This is a genomic window from Shivajiella indica (assembly GCF_042683085.1).
GTDB classification, from domain to species: Bacteria; Bacteroidota; Bacteroidia; order Cytophagales; family Cyclobacteriaceae; genus Shivajiella; species Shivajiella indica.
The window spans coordinates 70,214-90,861 of sequence record NZ_JBHUIV010000004.1; the positions used below are offsets into that span (position 1 = coordinate 70,214).

At 38.5% G+C, this 20,648-nt stretch carries 20 protein-coding genes; 11 read left to right on the plus strand and 9 right to left on the minus strand.

The window, feature by feature from the left end; genetic code table 11:
• Nucleotides 1-4: 4 nt before the first annotated feature.
• Together pafA and ACFSKV_RS01870 are read right to left on the minus strand one after the other, a co-directional pair.
• On the minus strand, nucleotides 5-1,639 hold the full coding sequence (gene pafA / locus ACFSKV_RS01865; protein WP_380799934.1) for an alkaline phosphatase PafA: 1,635 nt from the start codon (nucleotides 1,637-1,639) through the stop codon (nucleotides 5-7).
• Nucleotides 1,640-1,826: 187 nt separating this feature from the next.
• The gene (locus ACFSKV_RS01870; RefSeq protein WP_380799936.1) at nucleotides 1,827-2,474 is read right to left on the minus strand and encodes a carboxypeptidase-like regulatory domain-containing protein; all 648 of its coding nucleotides are present in this window, start codon (nucleotides 2,472-2,474) and stop codon (nucleotides 1,827-1,829) included.
• A gap of 133 nt (nucleotides 2,475-2,607) precedes the next feature.
• Between ACFSKV_RS01870 and ACFSKV_RS01875 the strand changes: the two genes are divergently transcribed.
• From ACFSKV_RS01875 to pruA, 3 genes are all read left to right on the plus strand, one after another.
• A complete protein-coding gene (locus tag ACFSKV_RS01875) occupies nucleotides 2,608-2,991 on the plus strand; it encodes an ArsR/SmtB family transcription factor (protein WP_380799938.1) in 384 nt (127 codons plus the stop codon).
• Between the two features lie 7 nt (nucleotides 2,992-2,998).
• Complete coding sequence (locus ACFSKV_RS01880; protein ID WP_380799939.1) at nucleotides 2,999-3,694, plus strand: YjjG family noncanonical pyrimidine nucleotidase; 696 nt, start codon at nucleotides 2,999-3,001, stop codon at nucleotides 3,692-3,694.
• A 114-nt stretch (nucleotides 3,695-3,808) separates the two neighbouring features.
• Nucleotides 3,809-5,443: an L-glutamate gamma-semialdehyde dehydrogenase gene (gene pruA / locus ACFSKV_RS01885; protein ID WP_380799940.1), complete on the plus strand. Its 1,635-nt coding sequence runs from the start codon at nucleotides 3,809-3,811 to the stop codon at nucleotides 5,441-5,443.
• A gap of 264 nt (nucleotides 5,444-5,707) precedes the next feature.
• On the opposite strand, the gene ftsY is transcribed toward pruA, so the two are convergent.
• From ftsY to ACFSKV_RS01910, 5 genes are all read right to left on the minus strand, one after another.
• On the minus strand, nucleotides 5,708-6,664 hold the full coding sequence (gene ftsY / locus ACFSKV_RS01890; RefSeq protein ID WP_380799941.1) for a signal recognition particle-docking protein FtsY: 957 nt from the start codon (nucleotides 6,662-6,664) through the stop codon (nucleotides 5,708-5,710).
• A 90-nt stretch (nucleotides 6,665-6,754) separates the two neighbouring features.
• Nucleotides 6,755-6,907: a DUF4295 domain-containing protein gene (locus tag ACFSKV_RS01895; RefSeq protein ID WP_380799942.1), complete on the minus strand. Its 153-nt coding sequence runs from the start codon at nucleotides 6,905-6,907 to the stop codon at nucleotides 6,755-6,757.
• Nucleotides 6,908-6,952: 45 nt separating this feature from the next.
• Nucleotides 6,953-7,135: a 50S ribosomal protein L33 gene (rpmG, locus tag ACFSKV_RS01900; RefSeq protein WP_106568478.1), complete on the minus strand. Its 183-nt coding sequence runs from the start codon at nucleotides 7,133-7,135 to the stop codon at nucleotides 6,953-6,955.
• A 36-nt stretch (nucleotides 7,136-7,171) separates the two neighbouring features.
• Nucleotides 7,172-7,414, minus strand: a complete 243-nt coding sequence (gene rpmB / locus ACFSKV_RS01905; protein WP_130275048.1) for a 50S ribosomal protein L28 — start codon at nucleotides 7,412-7,414, stop codon at nucleotides 7,172-7,174.
• 227 nt (nucleotides 7,415-7,641) lie between these two features.
• On the minus strand, nucleotides 7,642-7,770 hold the full coding sequence (locus ACFSKV_RS01910) for a DUF5522 domain-containing protein (protein WP_380800017.1): 129 nt from the start codon (nucleotides 7,768-7,770) through the stop codon (nucleotides 7,642-7,644).
• A 114-nt stretch (nucleotides 7,771-7,884) separates the two neighbouring features.
• On the opposite strand from ACFSKV_RS01910, the gene rocD reads away from it, so the two are divergent.
• The 8 genes from rocD to ACFSKV_RS01950 all read left to right on the plus strand — a co-directional run bounded on the left by rocD (nucleotide 7,885) and on the right by ACFSKV_RS01950 (nucleotide 17,696).
• The gene (gene rocD, locus ACFSKV_RS01915) at nucleotides 7,885-9,162 is read left to right on the plus strand and encodes an ornithine--oxo-acid transaminase (RefSeq protein ID WP_380799943.1); all 1,278 of its coding nucleotides are present in this window, start codon (nucleotides 7,885-7,887) and stop codon (nucleotides 9,160-9,162) included.
• 8 nt (nucleotides 9,163-9,170) lie between these two features.
• Nucleotides 9,171-9,824: an HAD family hydrolase gene (locus tag ACFSKV_RS01920; protein ID WP_380799944.1), complete on the plus strand. Its 654-nt coding sequence runs from the start codon at nucleotides 9,171-9,173 to the stop codon at nucleotides 9,822-9,824.
• Between the two features lie 403 nt (nucleotides 9,825-10,227).
• Nucleotides 10,228-11,439 (plus strand): porin, encoded by a 1,212-nt coding sequence (locus ACFSKV_RS01925; protein ID WP_380799945.1) that lies wholly within the window; start codon nucleotides 10,228-10,230, stop codon nucleotides 11,437-11,439.
• A 287-nt stretch (nucleotides 11,440-11,726) separates the two neighbouring features.
• On the plus strand, nucleotides 11,727-12,698 hold the full coding sequence (hemB, locus tag ACFSKV_RS01930; RefSeq protein WP_380799946.1) for a porphobilinogen synthase: 972 nt from the start codon (nucleotides 11,727-11,729) through the stop codon (nucleotides 12,696-12,698).
• A 624-nt stretch (nucleotides 12,699-13,322) separates the two neighbouring features.
• Nucleotides 13,323-14,627, plus strand: a complete 1,305-nt coding sequence (locus ACFSKV_RS01935; protein WP_380799947.1) for an ammonium transporter — start codon at nucleotides 13,323-13,325, stop codon at nucleotides 14,625-14,627.
• A 119-nt stretch (nucleotides 14,628-14,746) separates the two neighbouring features.
• The gene (locus tag ACFSKV_RS01940) at nucleotides 14,747-15,925 is read left to right on the plus strand and encodes a porin (RefSeq protein WP_380799948.1); all 1,179 of its coding nucleotides are present in this window, start codon (nucleotides 14,747-14,749) and stop codon (nucleotides 15,923-15,925) included.
• A 301-nt stretch (nucleotides 15,926-16,226) separates the two neighbouring features.
• A complete protein-coding gene (locus tag ACFSKV_RS01945; RefSeq protein WP_380799950.1) occupies nucleotides 16,227-16,520 on the plus strand; it encodes a hypothetical protein in 294 nt (97 codons plus the stop codon).
• 87 nt (nucleotides 16,521-16,607) lie between these two features.
• Nucleotides 16,608-17,696 (plus strand): fatty acid desaturase family protein, encoded by a 1,089-nt coding sequence (locus ACFSKV_RS01950; protein WP_380799951.1) that lies wholly within the window; start codon nucleotides 16,608-16,610, stop codon nucleotides 17,694-17,696.
• Between the two features lie 45 nt (nucleotides 17,697-17,741).
• Here the strand turns inward: ACFSKV_RS01950 and ACFSKV_RS01955 are convergent, their stop codons facing one another.
• Both ACFSKV_RS01955 and dnaK read right to left on the minus strand, forming a co-directional pair.
• Nucleotides 17,742-18,116: a co-chaperone GroES gene (locus ACFSKV_RS01955; RefSeq protein ID WP_380799952.1), complete on the minus strand. Its 375-nt coding sequence runs from the start codon at nucleotides 18,114-18,116 to the stop codon at nucleotides 17,742-17,744.
• A 150-nt stretch (nucleotides 18,117-18,266) separates the two neighbouring features.
• Nucleotides 18,267-20,189, minus strand: a complete 1,923-nt coding sequence (dnaK, locus tag ACFSKV_RS01960; RefSeq protein ID WP_380799954.1) for a molecular chaperone DnaK — start codon at nucleotides 20,187-20,189, stop codon at nucleotides 18,267-18,269.
• Nucleotides 20,190-20,648 lie beyond the last annotated feature (459 nt).

Genomic DNA, 20,648 nt, shown 5'->3' on the forward strand with positions numbered 1-20,648 from the left:
TCCTTTATTGTAAAATTTCTAAAATAGGTTGCCCTGTAGCCCCATTTGGAAGTCGGATATTCAGTAGCATGGACAAGGTTGGGGCTATATCAGTAATGCTTACATATCTGGAACTTTGACCATTGGGGATGTTCCAGCCCATAAATACAATTGGAACATGAGTGTCATAAGTATATCCTGTACCATGGGTTGTGCCTTTCCAAGAGCTGCTTAACCAAGCCGGTTCCAATAAAAGAAGCAGATCTCCTGAAGCTTTGTGATTGAAACCCATTTGTAAGAGGTGTTTTTGTCCGCTGGAATATTCTACCCTTTTCATGTCTGTGGCTGTATAAATTTCTTTAATTCCTTCATATCGATTTAATAAAAAATCAGCCAATTCCCGTTGTATCTTTTCTATCGAAATATCTTTTTCTTTTGCCAAAGCATGGTTCAGGAATACCTGCTCGTTGGAAAAACTTGAAATCCAGTCCCCTTCTCCATAATTGATCACACAAAATCCTCTCATTTGGGTAAGTACCTGCCTGGTATTGAAATTTCCAGCAGGTACATTTTCACTTTTCATATAATCAACGATATCGGCCACAGCATGGTCTGCAGTTAAAAACACCAGGTATTCATCTTTACCATATTCCTTGTCCAGATAGTTGAAAAATTTTTCCAAATCCCTGTCCAACCGTAAGTAATTGTCCTCCAGCTCCACAGAAGTAGGTCCAAATCTATGGCCTATATAATCTGGTGATGAAAAACTGATGGCCAATAGGTCGGTTTCTCCTCTTTTACCCAATTTCTCTCCTTCAATGGCTGCATAGGCCATATCCAAAGTTAGGGTGTTTCCAAAAGGAGTGGTGCCAATCAATCCCATTCCACCATTAAATTCCATTAAAGCGGGCAAGTCATAAGGGAATGCAGTAGAGTCTTTTCCGATAAAAGGGCCTTCAAAATCATTATGGTCTGAAATACTCTGTACATAGGTGTCTACTGGGAAAAGTGTTTCCCATTTTCCTGAAAGGTATTGTAGCGCAAGGCCTTTTGAATTGAAATCCTGCACCCATTGTGGTGGAAGGCTGTCATAATAATAGGTAGAAGTCATAAATTGACCTGTTTGGCTATCATACCAATAGGCATCACCTGTATGCCCCGCTGGGAGAGCTGCTCCTCTGTCTTTGATTGCAATCCCTACAACTTTTGATCTCTTGTTGGAAGCAAATCTCAATTCATCTGATATGGTCGTACTCAATAAATTTCTTGGAGAAATTTTCCCATTGGATTCTGACCCCCCTACAGCTTTTGCTGTGGTATCCTCAGCACAATAAATCATTCTGTTTAAATTACGTACATACCAATCATTGGCAATGATTCCATGCATTGCAGGTGTAGCACCTGTATAAACTGAAGCATGGCCGGGACCTGTATAAGTAGGAATGTAATTGTAATGGGCATTTTTCATCATATACCCATCTTTCATAAGCCTTTTAAAGCCACCTTCAGTATATCTATCCTGATATTTATAGAAATAATCCTGTCGCATTTGATCCACCAGAATTCCCACAATGAGTTTAGGTTTTTCAGTTTTTTTAACTTGGGCGAATACAGGAAGTGAAAAAAGTATCAATAAATAAATAGATATAGCCTTATTCATTTCTGGAATAGTTTTGTTTGCTGTAAATATAGTAAATTGAATTTGGCAGGAGATTACCTATAGATTAAAAACCATCTTATAACACCAAAGATTCTGATCAAAAAAGCAAATGCTCCGGATTTCAGTTGATCTGAGGTCTGGAGCATTTGAAGTATTGGATTTGGTATAAGGGTAAATATTTAATTTGTCAGTCTTTCTTCTTCAGGTCTCCACGTTTAATGGATTTAATAAAGTTTGACCAGGCAAAAGGATCCAAAAGTGTAAATGGTCTAGGACCATACCTATCCTGAATTTGCATGACGCGTCCCTGTTGGAAGTATCGCCAATTTTCATTGCCTGAGGCGGGCATTTGTTCCGCATACCGCAATAAAGTCTCTGCGCTCATGTTTCCTCTGCTATCAATCACCAAAGGCGCCTCATAGTTCATGGCGAGGACCTGCCTTTTGAATTCATCCTCAGAGGGGAAAGGCATCACCTCTATTTCCGCAAGGGCAATTTCATCAACCTGCATGGTAACTATCAAGCTGATTTTATCATCCTCCATAACTTCCGGCACTTTATAGGTTTGTCTTTTCAAACCTATAAAACTAAATACTACCGAATCACCTTCGAGAACAGGCATTGAAAAATAACCATATCTTCCGGAAGTAGTGCCTCTTCCTTTTTTAGGGACATAGATATTGACCCCTGGCACAGCATCAGTGCTGTCTGCATTTAAAACAATTCCGGAAATCTGAATGACCTTTCTTTCTGTATCCTGGGCAAATGTATTCTGGCTTCCTAAAAAGAGGAAAATAGACAACAGAAAGACTATATGGGGTATTGGGCTTTTCAAAATAATCAATTTAATATATTTACGAACTGGAATAAAATCCGTTCAATTAGTGTTTCTAATTTCGACATAATATTAGCCTATTTTACAATCAATTGCTTAATTTCAGGCAGGATTTATTCGTTAAAATTACTAAATGCGCCTCAAAAATATAAGTTTGAGTTATGGAATGAGGATTTTTAAAGCCCTTTCAGAGGAGCCTAGGGTACGTATACTGCATCTTTTGCTCCAAAACAGGGAATTGTCCATTTCAGATTTAGAACTTATACTGGATTTTACACAAACTAAAACGAGCCGGCATTTGGGTTATTTAAAAAATGCAGGGCTTGTGGGGAGCAGGAGGGTAGACCAATGGATATTTTATTACATTCTGGATGAGTCCCAGGAGATTATTCAACAAATTTTTAAGTTTATCCAAAAGGATATGAACCTGATCCGTGACCAGGAAGTTTATACTATACTTCAGTCCAATAGAGAATTGGCCAAAAACAAAATCGAGAATAATCCTTATAGAAAATAAAATATCATTGAAAACTTACCAGCATCTATTCTTTGACCTTGATCATACCCTTTGGGATTATGACCGGAATGTACAGGAATCTTTATCAGAATTACATCAGCAATATCAATTGGTAAATTTAGGCATTGAACATTCTGAACAATTCATCCAATCCTTTTACAATGTCAATTTCAAGTTGTGGGCAATGTATGATGTTGGAAAAATAGATAAAGAATCTTTGAGGGAAAAAAGGTTCAAGCTTGTTTTTGAAAACGCTGGTGCTGACCCTTTTTCTGTCCCTAAGACTATGGAAGAAGATTTTATGCATAGGACATCCTCAAAGCCTCATGTGGTGCCTTATACTTTTGAGATTTTGGAATATCTAAAACCCAATTACGGACTCCATATCATTTCCAACGGGTTTAACGAAAGCCAGTCTAAAAAAATGGAAGCTTCGGGCTTGACACCTTATTTTGACCTGATAGTAACTTCAGAAACAACAGGGCATAAAAAACCAGATCCAAAAATTTTCAAATATGCATTAGATCGATTAGGGGCTCGAAATTCAGAAACCATCATGATTGGGGATAATCCCGATTCCGATATTCTTGGAGCAATTAGGGCGAACATCGATAATGTGTATTTTGATCCCCATGAGAGAGGAATAGCGCACATGCCGACATACACCATCCGACATCTAAAAGAATTGGAGTCCTTATTGTAATTTGATAAAGACTGCGGGAACCCTAACCTAGCCCTTCAGTCTTTGTGCTATCATAGGGTTTTCCAAGCCTTAGTCCTTATATTTGTGCCACAGAAACTATAAACTCAAATTCATATGCTTAAAGGATTTTTCAATGTGCCAATACCGCACAACGAACCCGTGAAAAGTTATGCGCCAGGATCTCCTGAAAGGAAAGAACTACAGGCAAAATTAAAGGAATTAAGAGCGCACCAGGTGGATGTGCCCATGTATATTGGTTCAGAAGAAGTAAGAACTGGCCACAAAAAGCCTATGTCTCCTCCACATGATCACCAACATATCCTTGGGTATTTTCATGAGGGTGATGCCTCTCATGTCGAGCAGGCAATCAATGCGGCCCTTGGGGCAAAATATGCCTGGGAAAATATGGAATGGGAACAGAGGTCTGCTATTTTTCTAAAGGCAGCAGATCTTTTGGCTGGGCCTTATAGAGCAAAAATCAATGCTGCCACTATGCTAGGGCAATCCAAAAATGCTTTTCAGGCAGAAATAGATGCAGCATGTGAAATCATAGATTTCCTGCGATTCAACGTGAAATATATGGCGGAAATTTATTCCCAGCAGCCTCCTGTCTCAGGCAATGGTGTTTGGAATAGGGTGGAGCAAAGGCCCTTGGAAGGATTTGTGTTCGCTTTGACACCATTCAACTTCACTGCTATAGCAGGAAACTTACCCACTTCTGCTGCAATGATGGGAAATACAGTGGTATGGAAGCCAGCTTATACCCAGATTTATTCAGCTAATGTACTGATGGAGGTATTTAAAGAAGCTGGGGTGCCAGATGGTGTCATCAACCTGGTTTATGTGGACGGACCTACAGCCGGTAACATCATATTCAATCATCCTGATTTTGCAGGAATCCATTTCACAGGGTCTACGGGTGTCTTCCAACATATCTGGAAAACCATTGGAGAGAATATTTACAAATACAAATCTTATCCCCGAATTGTTGGGGAGACAGGAGGCAAGGACTTTGTGATTGCCCATCAATCAGCTGATCCAAAAGCAGTGGCAGTGGGACTTTCCAGAGGTGCTTTCGAATTCCAAGGCCAGAAATGTTCAGCCGCTTCCAGGGCTTATATTCCAAGTAACCTTTGGGAGGACGTGAAAAAATACCTCTTAGATGATCTTGCTTCTATGAAAATGGGCGGGACAGAAGATTTCACTAATTTTATCAATGCCGTGATCGACGAAAAGGCTTTTGATAAGATTTCCAAATATATTGACAATGCCAAAAAGTCAGAGGCTGTGGAAATCATTGCTGGGGGTAATTATGATAAGTCCAAAGGTTATTTTATTGAGCCAACCGTAATCCTGACTAAAGATCCGATGTATACCACCATGTGCGAGGAGATTTTTGGACCGGTGTTGACCATCTATGTCTACCATGAAAATCATTATGAAGAAGCATTGGAATTGGTAGATCAGACATCTCCTTATGCCTTAACCGGTGCAGTATTCTCACAAGACAGATATGCTATTGAATTGGCTACCAAAAAATTAAAAAACGCTGCAGGTAACTTTTATATCAATGACAAGCCTACCGGTGCGGTAGTTGGCCAGCAGCCTTTTGGGGGAGCCAGGGCTTCAGGAACCAATGATAAGGCAGGTTCGATGATCAACCTTCTGCGTTGGGTATCTCCAAGGACAATCAAAGAAACCTTTGTATCTCCAGTAGATTATAGGTATCCTTTTTTGGGAAAAGATTGAGTTTGTTGATTGTACCAAGTACCAAGTGCCAAGTACAATGTACCAAGTATCGACAGACGAGAAGCAAGAGTTAATAATCAAGAAGCAAGAACCAAGAGACAAGAAATAAGACCCGAAATGGTAGTATTGAGGCGGTAGAGGAATCTGGTCTTTTGTCTAAAGTCTTATGTATTAAGATAAAAGATCTGATCAACTTGCAAGTTTGTAAGAAAGGACCTTTGGGGTTTTTGTACCCCGAAGGTCTTTTTCGTTTTAGTTTATCGCTTATTTCTTCTTGAACAGAGAATCCACAAATTCTTTTCTGTTGAATACCTGAAGATCAGTCATTTTTTCTCCGACTCCAATATATTTTACAGGGATTTTGAATTGATCGGAAATACCGATTACCACACCTCCTTTGGCGGTTCCGTCCAATTTGGTGATGGCAAGTGCAGTGATGTCAGTTGCCTTGGTAAATTCCTTAGCCTGAACAAATGCATTTTGCCCTGTTGAACCATCCAGCACCAATAAAATTTCATGGGGGGCATCTTCTATGAATTTCTGCATGACCCTTTTGATTTTGGTCAATTCATTCATCAGGTTGATTTTGGTATGCAACCTTCCTGCAGTATCCACGATCACAACATCGGCATTGGTGTCCACACCTTGCTTTACTGCATCAAATGCTACTGATGCCGGGTCAGTATTCATGCCATGTGAAACGACAGGAACTCCCACTCTTTCACCCCAGAGGATCAATTGGTCAACTGCAGCGGCACGGAAAGTATCCGCCGCTCCAAGGATTACAGATTTACCGGCTTGCTTGAATTGGTAGGCAAGTTTACCGATAGTCGTTGTTTTACCCACTCCATTGACACCCACCACCATGATCACATAGGGCTTTTTATCAGCGGGAAGGTCAAAATCAGATAAATCGGCGCTTTTGTTTTCTTCCAAAAGACCAGCTATTTCTTCCCTGAGAATGACATCCAGTTCAGCGGTATTTAAATATTTGTCTCTTGCCACCCGGTCTTCTATTCTTCGGATGACTTTTATCGTGGTTTCAACACCCACATCAGAGGTGATCAGGATTTCCTCTAGTTCATCTAGGATTTCTTCATCAACTTTTGATTTGCCTACAACAGCCTTGCTGAGTTTTGAAAAAATATTTTCGCTGGATTTTTGGAGGCCTTGATCAAGGCTTTCCTTTTTTTCCTTTGAAAAGAAACCGAAAATTCCCATAATTTTTTTATTTAGAATCCGAATATAACGAAAAAGTCCCTTCACAGCTTTTGCCTGAAGGGACTTTTATTGCATTAATACGTAAGGCAATTATTTTTTCAAGGTATCCTGAACCAGTGAGGTTGGAACCATTTCTTCTTTGAAGGTATATGCACCGGTTTTCTCAGACTTTACAGCCTTGATAACCTTTGCATAAGTGACACCACCTTCTTTTTTCAGGGTTGCTACTACTTTCTTAGCCATATCTTTAAGGGTTTTAATGCCGCTAGGCGCAACAATGATCCTAAATTATTTAATTTCTTTATGAACCGTTACTTTTTTAAGGATAGGATTGTATTTTTTCAACTCCAACCTTTCAGTAGTATTCTTACGGTTTTTGGTAGTGATATATCTGGATGTTCCAGGAACACCGGAATTTTTGTGCTCAGTGCACTCTAAAACTACCTGAACTCTGTTACCTTTCTTAGCCATCGCTCTGTATTTTTAAATGGGTAAACCTATTCTTAATTATTTTATGATGATCATACCTTTGTCCTGAGCTTCTTTCAATACGGCACTGACACCTTTCTTATTGATTGTTCTCAAAGCTTTGGTACAAACTTTCAACGTAATCCAAGCATCTTCTTCAGGAATGTAGAAGTTTTTCTTGTGCAGGTTTGGATAAAACTTGCGCTTGGTCTTGTTGTTCGCGTGCGATACATTATTACCTACTCGAGGTCTTTTACCGGTGATGTCACAAACTTTTGCCATGATATATTATCGTATTATTAGAGACGTTTTTTCAATTGAGTCTGCAAATATCGGACTTTTAGCTGAATTACCAAAAGCACCTTTCAAAAATATTCTGTAAAGTTTTAAAAATGTGTGAGATTGTGGAAGAGACAATAGACTTAAGACAATAGACAAAAGACTTAGGTTATAGAAAGATCAATGAACAATTTAAAGTTTAACTACATTTAATCAACTAATCACTAAACTCACTTCTCCCTATAAGGACAATGCCTACAGCCACTTCCACAACAAAACCCCCTTTTTAAATGGTATTGGGCAGTAAAAACCATCAAGCCTTTTTCATTCATGTAATAATCGCCCGGTTGTAACTTCATAGGTGAAGTAAGCTTCTTTTTGGAATTCATTCTTTATCCTGAGGCCTTTTCTTATATTTGTCCAATTGCAAAAGCCAGGCAAAATGTCCTGACGGGCACAAATTTAGAAATTTTATGATGGAAACAATAAACTCAAGCAAACAGGCCATTGAACTGGAAGACAAGTATGGGGCACACAATTACCATCCTTTGCCAGTAGTACTATCTAGAGGAGAAGGTGTTCATTTATGGGATGTGGAGGGAAAAAGGTATTATGATTTTCTTTCGGCTTACTCTGCAGTTAACCAGGGACATTGTCACCCTAGGATAAAAAATGCCCTGATTGAGCAAGCAGGCACCCTTACTCTGACTTCCCGTGCTTTTTATAATGATGTTTTGGGACCCTTTGAAAAATACATCACCGCGTATTTCGGATTTGATAAGGTGTTACCCATGAATACTGGTGCAGAAGGAGTAGAAACCGCTATAAAAATTGCCAGGAAATGGGGTTATGAAAAAAAAGGTATTGTTGAAGGACAGGCCAAGATCGTTGTTGCAGAAAACAATTTCCATGGAAGAACTTCTACCATTATTTCTTTTTCTTCTGATGCCAATGCAAGAAAAAACTTCGGGCCTTATATGCCGGGTTTTGTGAGGATTCCTTACAATGACATTGATGCTTTGAAATCAGCTTTGGAAGATGATACAGTGGTGGCATTTTTAGTAGAGCCGATTCAAGGTGAGGCAGGCGTATATACACCTGCTGAGGATTACCTAAAAAAGGTTGCGGAGGCCTGCAAATCAAAAAATGTTCTTTTTATTGCAGATGAAATACAAACAGGAATAGCAAGAACCGGTTCATTGTTGGCTGTCTGTGGAAATTGTACCTGTGAGGGTCATTGTGAAAGACAAAGCACCTATATCAAACCCGATATATTGATTTTGGGGAAAGCAATTTCCGGAGGTTTTTATCCTGTTTCTGCGGTTTTGACCGATAACCCTATTATGGATGTGATCAAGCCAGGCACCCATGGCTCCACTTTTGGAGGAAATCCTCTTGGTGCAAAAATTGCAATGACTGCACTGGAAGTTGTTAGGGATGAAAAACTTGCCCAAAATGCCCGAAGGCTTGGAAAATTATTCCGGGATCGTATGCAGATATTGGTGGATAAATACCGTATTCTAAAGCTGGTAAGAGGTAAAGGTTTGTTAAATGCCGTGGTAGTCAATGATTCCCCCGATAGTAGCACTGCTTGGGATATGTGTTTAAAATTGGCGGAAAATGGGCTTTTGGCCAAACCAACGCATGGGAATATTATTCGTTTTGCACCTCCTTTGGTAATGACAGAAGAACAATTGCATGATTGTTGCGATATTATCGAAAAAGTGGTGAAACAATTTGATAACCGATAATTCTACCCATGCATAAAGCAGTGATTTTCGATATGGATGGTGTTATTTGCCATACCAATCCTTTTCATTCTATTGCCTTTAAGGAGTTCTTTGCAAGAAGGAATATGTTTCCAACAGAAGTAGAATTTGCCAATCATATGTATGGTAAAAGTAACTCCTATATCATGAGCCATTTTTTCGGAAGGCCGGTTTCTGGAAAAGAACTATTGGAATTGGAAGAGGAGAAAGAAAGCCTTTTTAGGGAGATTTACAAGGATAAGGTGGATCCGATCAAGGGATTTTTAGGGTTTTTCCATCAATTAAAATCCAAGCAGGTACTTACTGGGGTAGCCACTTCTGCGCCCTATGCCAATCTTGAACTTATCGCAGGAAATTTGGCCTTGTTTGAACACATGGAGTCTATTTTGGCAAGTGAACATGTAACAAAGCACAAACCAGACCCTGAAGTTTACCTAAAGTCCGCAGCCAAACTGAATGTGAATCCGGATTTTTGTGTGGTTTTTGAAGATTCTTATTCAGGAGTGACAGCTGCCAAAAATGCAGGAATGAAAGTGGTTGGAGTCCTTTCTTCCCATTCCAGTGAGGAATTGCCAGTTTGTGATTTATATATTGAAGACTTTTTACAGGTTGATGTAGAAAAAGTCTTGGGTTTAATTGGTTGAAGTATTAATTTCTAAATTAGGCCTTTTTCTTATCTTAAAATTATTTGTTATTAACCATGGCAACAATTTGACAAGATCCATTCTAATTCAATAAAGTTCTTTAGAAGAGGATTAAATCTTGAGTTTACATCCTCATCCAAAGAATTTATACTTAACATTTTTTTAAGAATTTTTTAACATTGAAATTTTCTTAACATTAGCTTAATATGTTATTTGTTTCATTTTTTGCATTTAGGCCGTCATTTCAAAATAAATGATCTGTAATGACTCTTATTCACCCCCCTTGCCATGTTTTTTTGATTAACAAATTGATAACATAGGCGTCATTATAAAGAAATATTGGTGCCCCAACTTTGCAGAGCTGTACAATAAGTATTTATTACTTAACTATCTAAATTTATTTATGCGGATAAAATTCGCAGGGATTATTGTCATGACGACAATGATCTTCATGGACGTTTTTGCAAGGGACGTTCAGGAAGATACCCTGACTACCACTGAGGTCGCCCAGGTGGTCAAGAAGCCTTGGTACGAGACCATTCAATTGCGTGGATATGCCCAGTTACGCTATAATGGGCTATTTGAAACCAACCCGGACTTACAATGTTCCCAATGTGATCGCTCATGGGGAGGGGATGGAGGAGGTTTTTTCTTCAGAAGGATCAGGATGATCTTTTTTGGACAGATTCATGAAAGGATATATATGTATATCCAGCCCGACTTTGCTTCCGGGGGTAATAATTTTGCCCAAATAAGAGATGCGTATTTTGACTTGGGGTTGGATGAAAAACAAGAATTCCGTTTGAGAATTGGTCAATCAAAAGTTCCATTTGGTTTTGAAAACCTGCAATCCAGTCAGAACAGGATTCCTTTGGACAGGAATGATGGATTGAATTCCGCAGTAGTGAATGAAAGGGATATTGGGGTTTTCATGTATTATGCTCCTTCCGAAATTAGGAAGAGGTTCAGTTACCTTGTTTCCTCAGGTCTCAAAGGATCCGGAGATTATGGGGTTGTTGGACTTGGGGTATATAACGGGCAAACAGCAAATCTAGCAGAGAGAAACAAGAATTTACACGTAGTCGGAAGGATGACTTACCCTTGGGAATTGCCTTCCGGTCAGTTTATTGAAGCTTCAATTCAGGGTTATACTGGTAAATTTGTAATCAATAGAAACCCTTTGACTGATTTTGATCAAACTGAATTTTCTGAATTCAGATATGGCCCCTCCATCATCATCTATCCACAGCCTTTTGGCATTCAGGCTGAATTCAACTGGGGAAGAGGCCCTGAATATGACCCTGTGACCAATGATGTAAAAGACGCCCCAATTGAAGGGGGATATGTATTGGCAACTTATATGCTGAAAACGTCAAAAGATATCTTTATTCCTTTTACCAGATACCATTATTACAAAGGAGGAAAAAAATTCGAATTGGATGCTACCCGTCACCGGGTCAAAGAGTTTGAAATCGGTGTAGAATGGCAATTGAATAAATCCTTTGAATTGGTAGGAATGTACACCATTTCTGATAGGACATTTGAAAACTCCCTGAATCCTGATAATCGCCAAAAAGGCAGGCTTCTCAGATTGCAGGCCCAGGTGAATTTCTAAGAATATAAAAGTTTAGTCTTTATGTGTTGTAAAGCAGGCCACTTTTGGAGGCCTGTTTTTTTTTATTATCAAAAAGAAATTACTTGGCATGTATTATTCATTTGATCCAGTTTTAAAGCTTGGTTTTTAACATAAAAGTATGGAAAACCAAAAAACCTGATATAATTACCGGTATTTAAAAACTCATATTTAAATCCTGGTAAAAAAATCCTGTCGACAAAATCCGCCATTTTGGATTCCAAGTCTTGGGCATAAGCCTTACCTTTGCTACATAAAAAAAGACAACTATGCTCAGAAGACCAAGAAGAAACAGAAAGTCACAAGTTATCCGCCAAATGGTAGAAGAGACCAGGCTTTCAGTAAAGGATTTTATATTCCCCATGTTCCTTATTGACGGTATCAATCAAAAAGTGGAAGTGTCCTCTATGCCGGGGATATTTAGATATTCCCTTGATTTGATGCTTAAAGAGATTGAGGAATGTATGAACCTTGGAATCATGGCATTTGATATTTTTCCTGCTTATCCAGAGAGTAAAAAAGACAAATATGCATCGGAAAGTTATAATCCGGATACTTTTTATTTAAAAGCCATTCACAAGATTAAAACGAGTTTTCCAGAAGCAGTAGTGATGACTGATGTCGCGATGGATCCTTATAGTTCTGATGGGCATGATGGTCTCGTTCAGGATGGCAAAATTCTTAATGACGAGACTTTGGAGATTCTTGGGAAAATGTCCCTTGCTCAGGCGCAGGCAGGAGCGGATATTTTGGGTCCATCAGATATGATGGATGGAAGAGTAGGGTGTATCAGGAAAATCCTGGATGATAATGGATTTACAGATGTATCTATCATGTCTTACACGGCAAAGTATGCTTCAGCTTTTTACGGTCCTTTCAGGGATGCCTTGGATTCCGCACCCAAGCTGGGGGATAAGAAAACCTATCAAATGGATCCCGCTAATTATTATGAAGCTCTAATTGAGGCTGGTCTAGATACAGAGGAGGGGGCAGACTTTTTGATGGTGAAACCGGCCTTGGCATATTTGGATGTGATCCGTCTTTTGAAAGACAATTCGAATCTTCCTATTGCTGCTTATAATGTCAGTGGTGAATATGCAATGATTAAGGCATCTGCTCAGAGAGGTTGGCTGGATGGTGAAAGAGCAATGATGGAATCCCTATTAAGTATTAAACGGGCAGGAGCCAATATAATCCTGAGTTATTTTGCAAAGGAATTTGCCCATTTAATGCGTAAGTGATGTAAGAATTACCAGTATTTTTTATAAATCGTAACAAGAGTCTACCTTAATTAATTTAAAAAACATTTTCTCTTTATTTTTAAACCATTAATTGCAATGATTACATACTTTTTGATTTTTTAAGTTATTTTTTTAATTAATAATCAACAGGGTTTCTTTATTCTTATGAAAGTTGGTTTAAAAAAACACATAAATAAAAAAAATTTATGTTTATCATAAATTTTTTTTTTGGATTTATTCAGGTTTTTCCTTGTACTTATTCTTCATTTTCATTCTAATTAATGCATATTCTGATTTTATCAATTTATATAAAATTTTTAACAAATAAGATAGTAAAAAACGATATTTTATATTGTCTTTCATTTTTTTAAATCGATTGCGGAAAATATAAAAAAATCAACAGTATAATATTTGGTTATTTTTTCAATTACATATTTTTAATTATGATTGAAAAAACCAAAATAATAAAAGATTATTTATAAAAATATGTTAATTAAATATCTTTTAAATTGAATATAATGAAAAATTTAGGTTTATTTTTTAATAAAAATGTATTTAGATTTAGCGAAAGATTATTTCTTCAAACCTATATAAAATTTTAAAATCAATTTAAAAATCAAGCCTATGCAGTGGATTCAATTGACAATCGCTCAAGTGAGCGATGTGCCTGGTCTATCTGAACTGAGTTCAGATCTTGCCCAAAACGCTTTAACAACAAACAATGTTTGGATGATGTTATGTACCGCTTTGGTATTTATCATGCATTTAGGATTTGCCGGTGTAGAAACAGGATTTGGACAGGCCAAAAACACCGTTAATATTCTGTTTAAAAACACCGTTACTCCCATTTTGGGGATTGTGACTTATGCCATTGGGGGATTCTTTCTAATGTACCCAGGTTTTGAAACTCCTGGGTGGTTTGCATTTGACAGTTCTGGATGGAATATGTTTTGGTTTAATTCTTCAGAAGCTGACATAACAACAGACTATGCGGATGGGGGCTATACTTATTGGACTGATTTTTTATTTCAGGCCATGTTTGCTGCAACAGCAGCCACCATAGTTTCAGGTGCTATAGCTGAGAGGGTAAAATTATGGGCTTACCTCGCATTTACCCTCTTGTTTGTAGGTATTGTATATCCTTTAATCGGTAGTTGGAAATGGGGGGGAGGTGCTTTGGATGCCATGGGCTTTTACGATTTTGCCGGATCTACTTTGGTTCATTCAGTTGGAGGTTGGGGAGCGCTTGCCGGTGTTATTTTGGTAGGCCCAAGAATAGGGAAGTATGTCAACGGTAAAACAGTGGATAAACCTGGGGCCAGTGTGCCTTTGGCTGCCATTGGCGTATTTCTCCTTTGGTTCGGTTGGTTTGGTTTTAACGGCGGGTCAGTGCTCTCCGCGGATCCTGGTCTTGTATCCATTGTATTGGTGATAACCTGTCTTGGTGCTGCTTCTGGTGGCCTCGGTGGTTTTCTCGCTGCTTATTTTGCATTCAAAAGATTGGATCTTGGGATGGTTTTAAATGGTATTCTTGCCGGTTTGGTTGGGATAACAGCAGGAGCGGATGTGTTTACCCCTGGTTCTGCTCTTCTCATAGGATTTATTTCCGGTATATTGGTGGTTTTATCAGCCATTTTCCTTGATAAATTGAAATTGGATGATGTGGTAGGCGCTGTATCCGTTCACCTGACCTGTGGGATCTGGGGAACACTAGCTGTAGGTTTATTCTCAACTAATCCCGAACATTCATTTTTAACCCAATTGACTGGTGTGGCTATTTGTGGGGCCATGGCGTTTTTTTCTGCCTTTACCATTTTCTATGTCCTAAAAGTCTCTGTGGGGATCCGTGTTTCAGAGGAACATGAAAGAAGTGGCTTAGATTCACACGAACATGGAATCCGAGGCTATACCATCGTATTCGATGAATAAGAAAATAATTCTCAAAAAATAAGCAAGAACCCTACCCAAGGAAAAAAACGCGACTCTCTTTCTGATTGGGTTAGGGTTCTCTTCAGCTAAACTATGTTTAACCGATAATCAAAACTAAAATGAAAAATTCTTATGCGCTAATAATATTGCTATTATTACTTATTTCAATACCTGTACTTGCTCAAGAAGAAGAAACAGCAGAAGAAAAAGGTACTTTTTCTCTTTCAGGATCTGCTGATGTTTATTTTCGTAAAAATTTTAATGCCCCTTCCAAAGGGGAATTTGCCCAGGCCCCAGCCACCTCATTTGGAAACCTTCCCGGCTTTTCCCTTGGGATGTTTAATTTGATAAGCAGTTATCAAGGAAAGAATGTTGGAATAGTTGCAGATTTAGTTTTTGGGCCAAGAGGTGAGGATGCCGTGTTCAGATCACCGATGAATACTGGGGGTTTTGGAGGGAGTTCACAGATGATCAACCAATTGTACATTTATTGGACGGTTTCGGATTTGGTGACGATTACTTTTGGAAATTTCAATACTTACCTGGGCTACGAAGTAATTTCTCCAACCGGTAATTTCAATTATTCCACGTCTTATATGTTTTCATATGGTCCCTTCTCCCATACCGGGATCAAAGCTGATTTTACCATTACTGAAAAATTATCTTTTATAGCTTCCCTCATGGACCCCACAGATATGACAGAATTTAATGATTTAGAAAGCTATACCTTAGGGGCACAAATCGGTTACACTTCCTCAAAAGGCAGTACTTACCTCAATTTTCTATATGGAGATCAGGATGGAACCTTTGATTTGGATTATCCTTTGAATATTGGAGAGGTTTCTGCCGGAAAAACCTTTCAGGTTGACCTTACTACCGGATTTGACCTTTCCGAAAAATTATATTTAGGATTTAATACTACCTACAACACGATTTCTCCCGGAGAAGTGGTAAGCCCGACCAATAGCATTGAAGATGTGGATGGAGGGAGTTCTGGATTTTATGGTGCGGCTGCTTACATTCAGTCCCAAATTTCGAAAAAAGTAAAACTTGGTGCACGGGCGGAATATTTTTCTGTGTTCAACAAAGGCGTGGATGGTGCCATAGGTTTGAATGATTCAGGGGATGGTAATGTGTTTGCTTTTACCCTAAGCGGTAATATTAAAGTTGCAAAATATTTGACTGTGATTCCAGAGATCAGAACAGATACCACAAGTGAAGACACTTTCCTTAATTACTCATTGAATCCATCCAAGAACCTATCTTCATTCTTACTGGCCGCAGTATTCTCTTTTTAAATAGGTAATTTTTTTTGTTTTTCCCAAAATTCACCTTCCTTCACCGGGAGGTGGGTTTTGGATTTTTTTTATTTTTCCAGATAAGTAGGTTAGAAAATCAACTGCCTAAAACGGATTTTTTAAATTTATTTGAAAAGAGGGTTTTAAAAACCCCCCAGTTATTGAATATTTATAACAATTTTTCAATATATAATTTTTTATATTGTTAAAACAAACAAATAAAAATCTGTTTTATTTGAAAACCTTTTTCTATTTTCACGTTTATACTATTGATTTCAAAACTCTTCAAATGAATGTATTTATGAAAAAGATAGCGTTGATATTTGTTGCGTTCCTCGTTACTCTTGCATTTACAAACGCACAGGAATCCGGTGATTTGAAAGGTCCTGCAGCTAAAAATTATAAACCTTGGAAACATCAGGCAAAGTCAGAAGCTATGATGGTGAGTGTATCTCCTGACGGAAAAAAGGGTCCTGAATTTAAAAATTCCAAAATCTGGAAGGAGGATTCAGAAATGATGGTAGCGGGAAGTAAATCAAAAGTTAAAAAAACAGGTCCTGAGGCAAAAAACCAGAAACCATGGAAACATAACTGAATTAAAGAAAAAAAATATAAAATAAAGGGGTGCTGATTCAGCATCCTTTTTTTATATTGGGTGTTATTCAATCTAAAAATTTAAAGAGTGTTAGCTTATCCAACCGAAATCACGGATCCTGTCTATATCAAGAAGGAATCCCTTTCCATTTTCCAGCAATTTTTAAAGCATTTTATTAAAGACCCCAGAGATCTTCCCTTTTTACAGCTTATTGTTTCCTTACACCTTACTGTTATTCCCCTTGCGGTTCTGTTGTATTTGCCGGTTTTAGAGGGCTATTGGTGGTGGGCAGTGGCCATTCCATATTTTTACATTTCACAATTTTATTTTAAAGGTTCCTTTGGATTGATGTTGCATTGCCTATGTCATAGAAATATGTGGAAACCAAATTGGCAGTGGGTACAAAAATACATTCTTTGGTTTCTTTCCCCCTTTTTCGGGCATTTGGGAGAATCCTACAATAGTCATCATATCGGGATGCATCATATTGCCGGAAATTTACCAGAGGATTCCAGCAGCACCATGGCTTATCAGCGTGACAGCTTGAAAGATTTTATCAGATATTGGTTGAATTTTATGTTGATGGGCTTTCTTGACACCTACCAATACCTTTTTAGAAGAAAGCTCAAGAAATATTATGTGCCCTTGACCTGGAGTGAGTTTTTGTTTATTCTATTTGCCATTGTCATGTGTTTTGTAAACTTAAAAGCCACAATGGTTATTTTCGTTATACCTTTCTTTTTTGCCAGATTGGTGATGATGCTAGGGAATTGGACCCAACATGCCTTTGTTGATCCAGACCAGCCAGGAGATGAGTTAGCAAGTACACTTATTTGTATCAATACAGTTTACAATCATAAATGCTGGAATGACGGATACCATGCATTTCACCATTTTAAACCCTCTGTACATTATACAGAATATCCTTTGATGCTGGAAAAATATAAGAAACAATTGGCTGAAAAAAGGACATTTATTTTCTCAGGCGTCCATTACCTTCATATTTTTACCTGGCTGATGACAAGAAACTATGAAAAACTTGCTGATCATCTTGTAAATTTAAATGGAACCTTCAAAAGCAAGGAAGACGCAATTGAACTATTAAAAGCTAGGGTGAAAAAGTTTGAAAATCTGGTAAAGGACAAAACTGTTCAGGAAGAGATAATGGTGAATTGAAAAATCCTCCAAGGTGCTTTGTTCCTTGGAGGATATTCGATTTTTTTAGAGTTCTTCTTCTCTTTCCAACATCAATATGGAGTGTTGTGGTACAATAAAGTATTTTTCCCCTTCATAGATTACCTCATAAGAACCGTTTAGTAAGAAAATGGCCAGATCTCCTTCTTTGGCCTGAAGTGGAATATATTTGATATTTTCGTCCCTGTCTTTCCAGGGTTCATCTTCTTCTACCGGAGCAGGGATTGGGTATCCTGGTCCTGTTTTGATGATAAATCCTTGTTGTACTTTTTCCCTTTCCTGTACTCCCGGTGGAAGATAAAGTCCAGAGGAGGTCTTTTCATCTGATTTTCGGAGTTTGATGAGTACCCGATCACCAACGATGATCAGTTTTTTCAACTTATTGTCAGGAGTCAATTTCATAGGTAGTAATTTTGGAGCTTAGAGTAAATGGACCAAGAAACAAGAGCCAAGAATCAAGACCCTCTTGTCTCTTGATTCTTGGTTCTTGTCACTAAAAAAAGAGGCATCCATATCAGATACAGATGCCGTCCTTTGTTGGTTCAGTTCTTTTTATTTTTTGTCTTCGGATACTTCTTCATAATCTACATCAGACACTCCATCTCCGGTACCTGTTGCTCCGGCACCAGCATCAGGACCTGGTTGAGTACCTGTCGTTCCGGCTCCTTGTGTGGCATTGTAAATTTCCTGAGAAGCAGCTTCCCAAGCCTTATTTAAACTTTCCAAGGCAGAATCGATACCTGCGATATTCTGAGTCTGATGGGCAGATTTTAAGGATTCCAAAGCGGAAGAAATATTTGCCTTATTGCCATCTGAAAGTTTATCACCATATTCTTTCAGCTGTTTTTCAGTTTGGAATACCAAACTGTCTGCTTGGTTCAGCTTTTCAATTTTTTCTTTTTCGGCTTTATCAGCAGCAGCATTGGCTTCTGCTTCTCTCTTCATTCTTTCGATATCGTCTTGGGATAAGCCAGAAGAAGCCTCGATCTTGATTTTCTGCTCCTTACCTGTTCCTTTGTCTTTGGCAGAGACATTCAGAATACCATTGGCGTCAATGTCGAATGTTACTTCAATTTGAGGAACTCCCCTAGGTGCAGGTGGGATATCGCTCAACTGGAACCTACCGATTGATCTGTTGTCTTTAGCCAAAGGTCTTTCTCCTTGGAGTACATGGATATCAACCGCTGGCTGATTGTCTGCAGCTGTGGAGAACACTTCTGATTTCTTGGAAGGGATCGTGGTGTTGGCTTCGATCAATTTGGTAAATACGCCCCCCATGGTTTCTATACCCAATGAAAGGGGTGTAACATCAAGCAGCAACACATCTTTCACCTCACCTGTCAGTACACCACCTTGAATAGCGGCACCGATAGCAACTACTTCATCAGGGTTCACTCCTTTGGATGGTTTTTTCCCGAAGAACTTCTCTACTTCTTCCTGGATCTTAGGGATTCTGGTAGATCCACCTACCAAGATAACCTCGTCAATGTCAGAGGCAGTCATTCCGGCATCCTGAAGGGCTTTCTTGCATGGATCCATAGATCTTCTTACCAAATCCTCAGATAGCTGCTCAAATTTGGATCTGCTCAAGGTTCTGACCAAGTGCTTAGGACCGGTTTGGGTAGCAGTGATATAAGGAAGGTTGATTTCAGTAGAAGCTGAACTGGAGAGTTCGATTTTAGCTTTTTCAGCTGCTTCTTTTAATCTTTGAAGAGCCATTGGGTCTTTTCTTAAGTCCATGGATTCTTCCAACATGAACTCATCAGCCAACCAATTGATGATCACTTGGTCAAAGTCATCTCCACCTAGGTGCACATCACCATTGGTAGACTTCACCTCGAATACTCCATCACCTAATTCAAGAATAGAAATATCAAATGTACCACCACCAAGGTCATACACAGCGATTTTCATGTCCTTGTTTTTCTTATCCATGCCATATGCCAAAGCAGCAGCAGTTGGCTCATTGATAATTCTTTTTACTTCCAAACCTGCTATCTGTCCTGCTTCTTTTGTCGCCTGACGTTCAGCATCATTGAAGTATGCAGGAACTGTGATGACAGCTTCTGTAACAGTTTGACCAAGAAAATCTTCAGCAGTACTCTTCATTTTTTGAAGAATCATCGCAGAAAGTTCCTGAGGGGTGTAAGATCTGTCACCAATTTTGACAACCACAGTGTCATTTGGTCCTTGCTCAACTTTGTATGAGGCATGTTTTTTCTCTTCTGATACTTCAGAGAATCTTTTGCCCATAAATCTTTTTACGGAAGAAACGGTATTAGCAGGGTTGGTAATTGCCTGACGCTTGGCAGGGTCACCTACTTTCCTCTCTCCATTACCATTATCCAAGAAAGCCACAATGGATGGCGTAGTTCTTCTGCCTTCCGAGTTTTGGATTACCACTGGCTCATTACCTTCCATTACGGCAACACAGGAGTTCGTAGTACCCAAGTCTATACCTATGATTTTTCCCATAATTGTATATTTTTAATTTCTGTTTTTGATTACTTTTTCGAATACAAATGCTTAGTGACAAGGTATGTGCCAAGTGGATTTTGGCTTATATTTGTGTCAGAATGACAGATTTTATGACAATGGAATGGATTAATTTTATACTATTTGTCATTCATTTCATCCGTTGTCATGAAATTGTTGGACTGGGATTTAGTATCCTTTCATTGTTTTTGGTGTGATAAAAGTTTTTTCTTTCGGAGCAACCAATCCATATCTTTTTGTATCTAATGGATATGAATGTATTTTTTAGAAAAAGGTTTAAAAGTGAGCAAAAAAGATGGTTGATCGCAGCGGTTATATGTGCATTTTCAACTTTGATTTTTTCAAAAAGATTTTCAGTGGATCCTTTGTTATGCCTCATTTTTGATCAATTTGAATTATTGAAAGTTGTAGAAGATGACCCCTTTAGCGAGTTTTTCA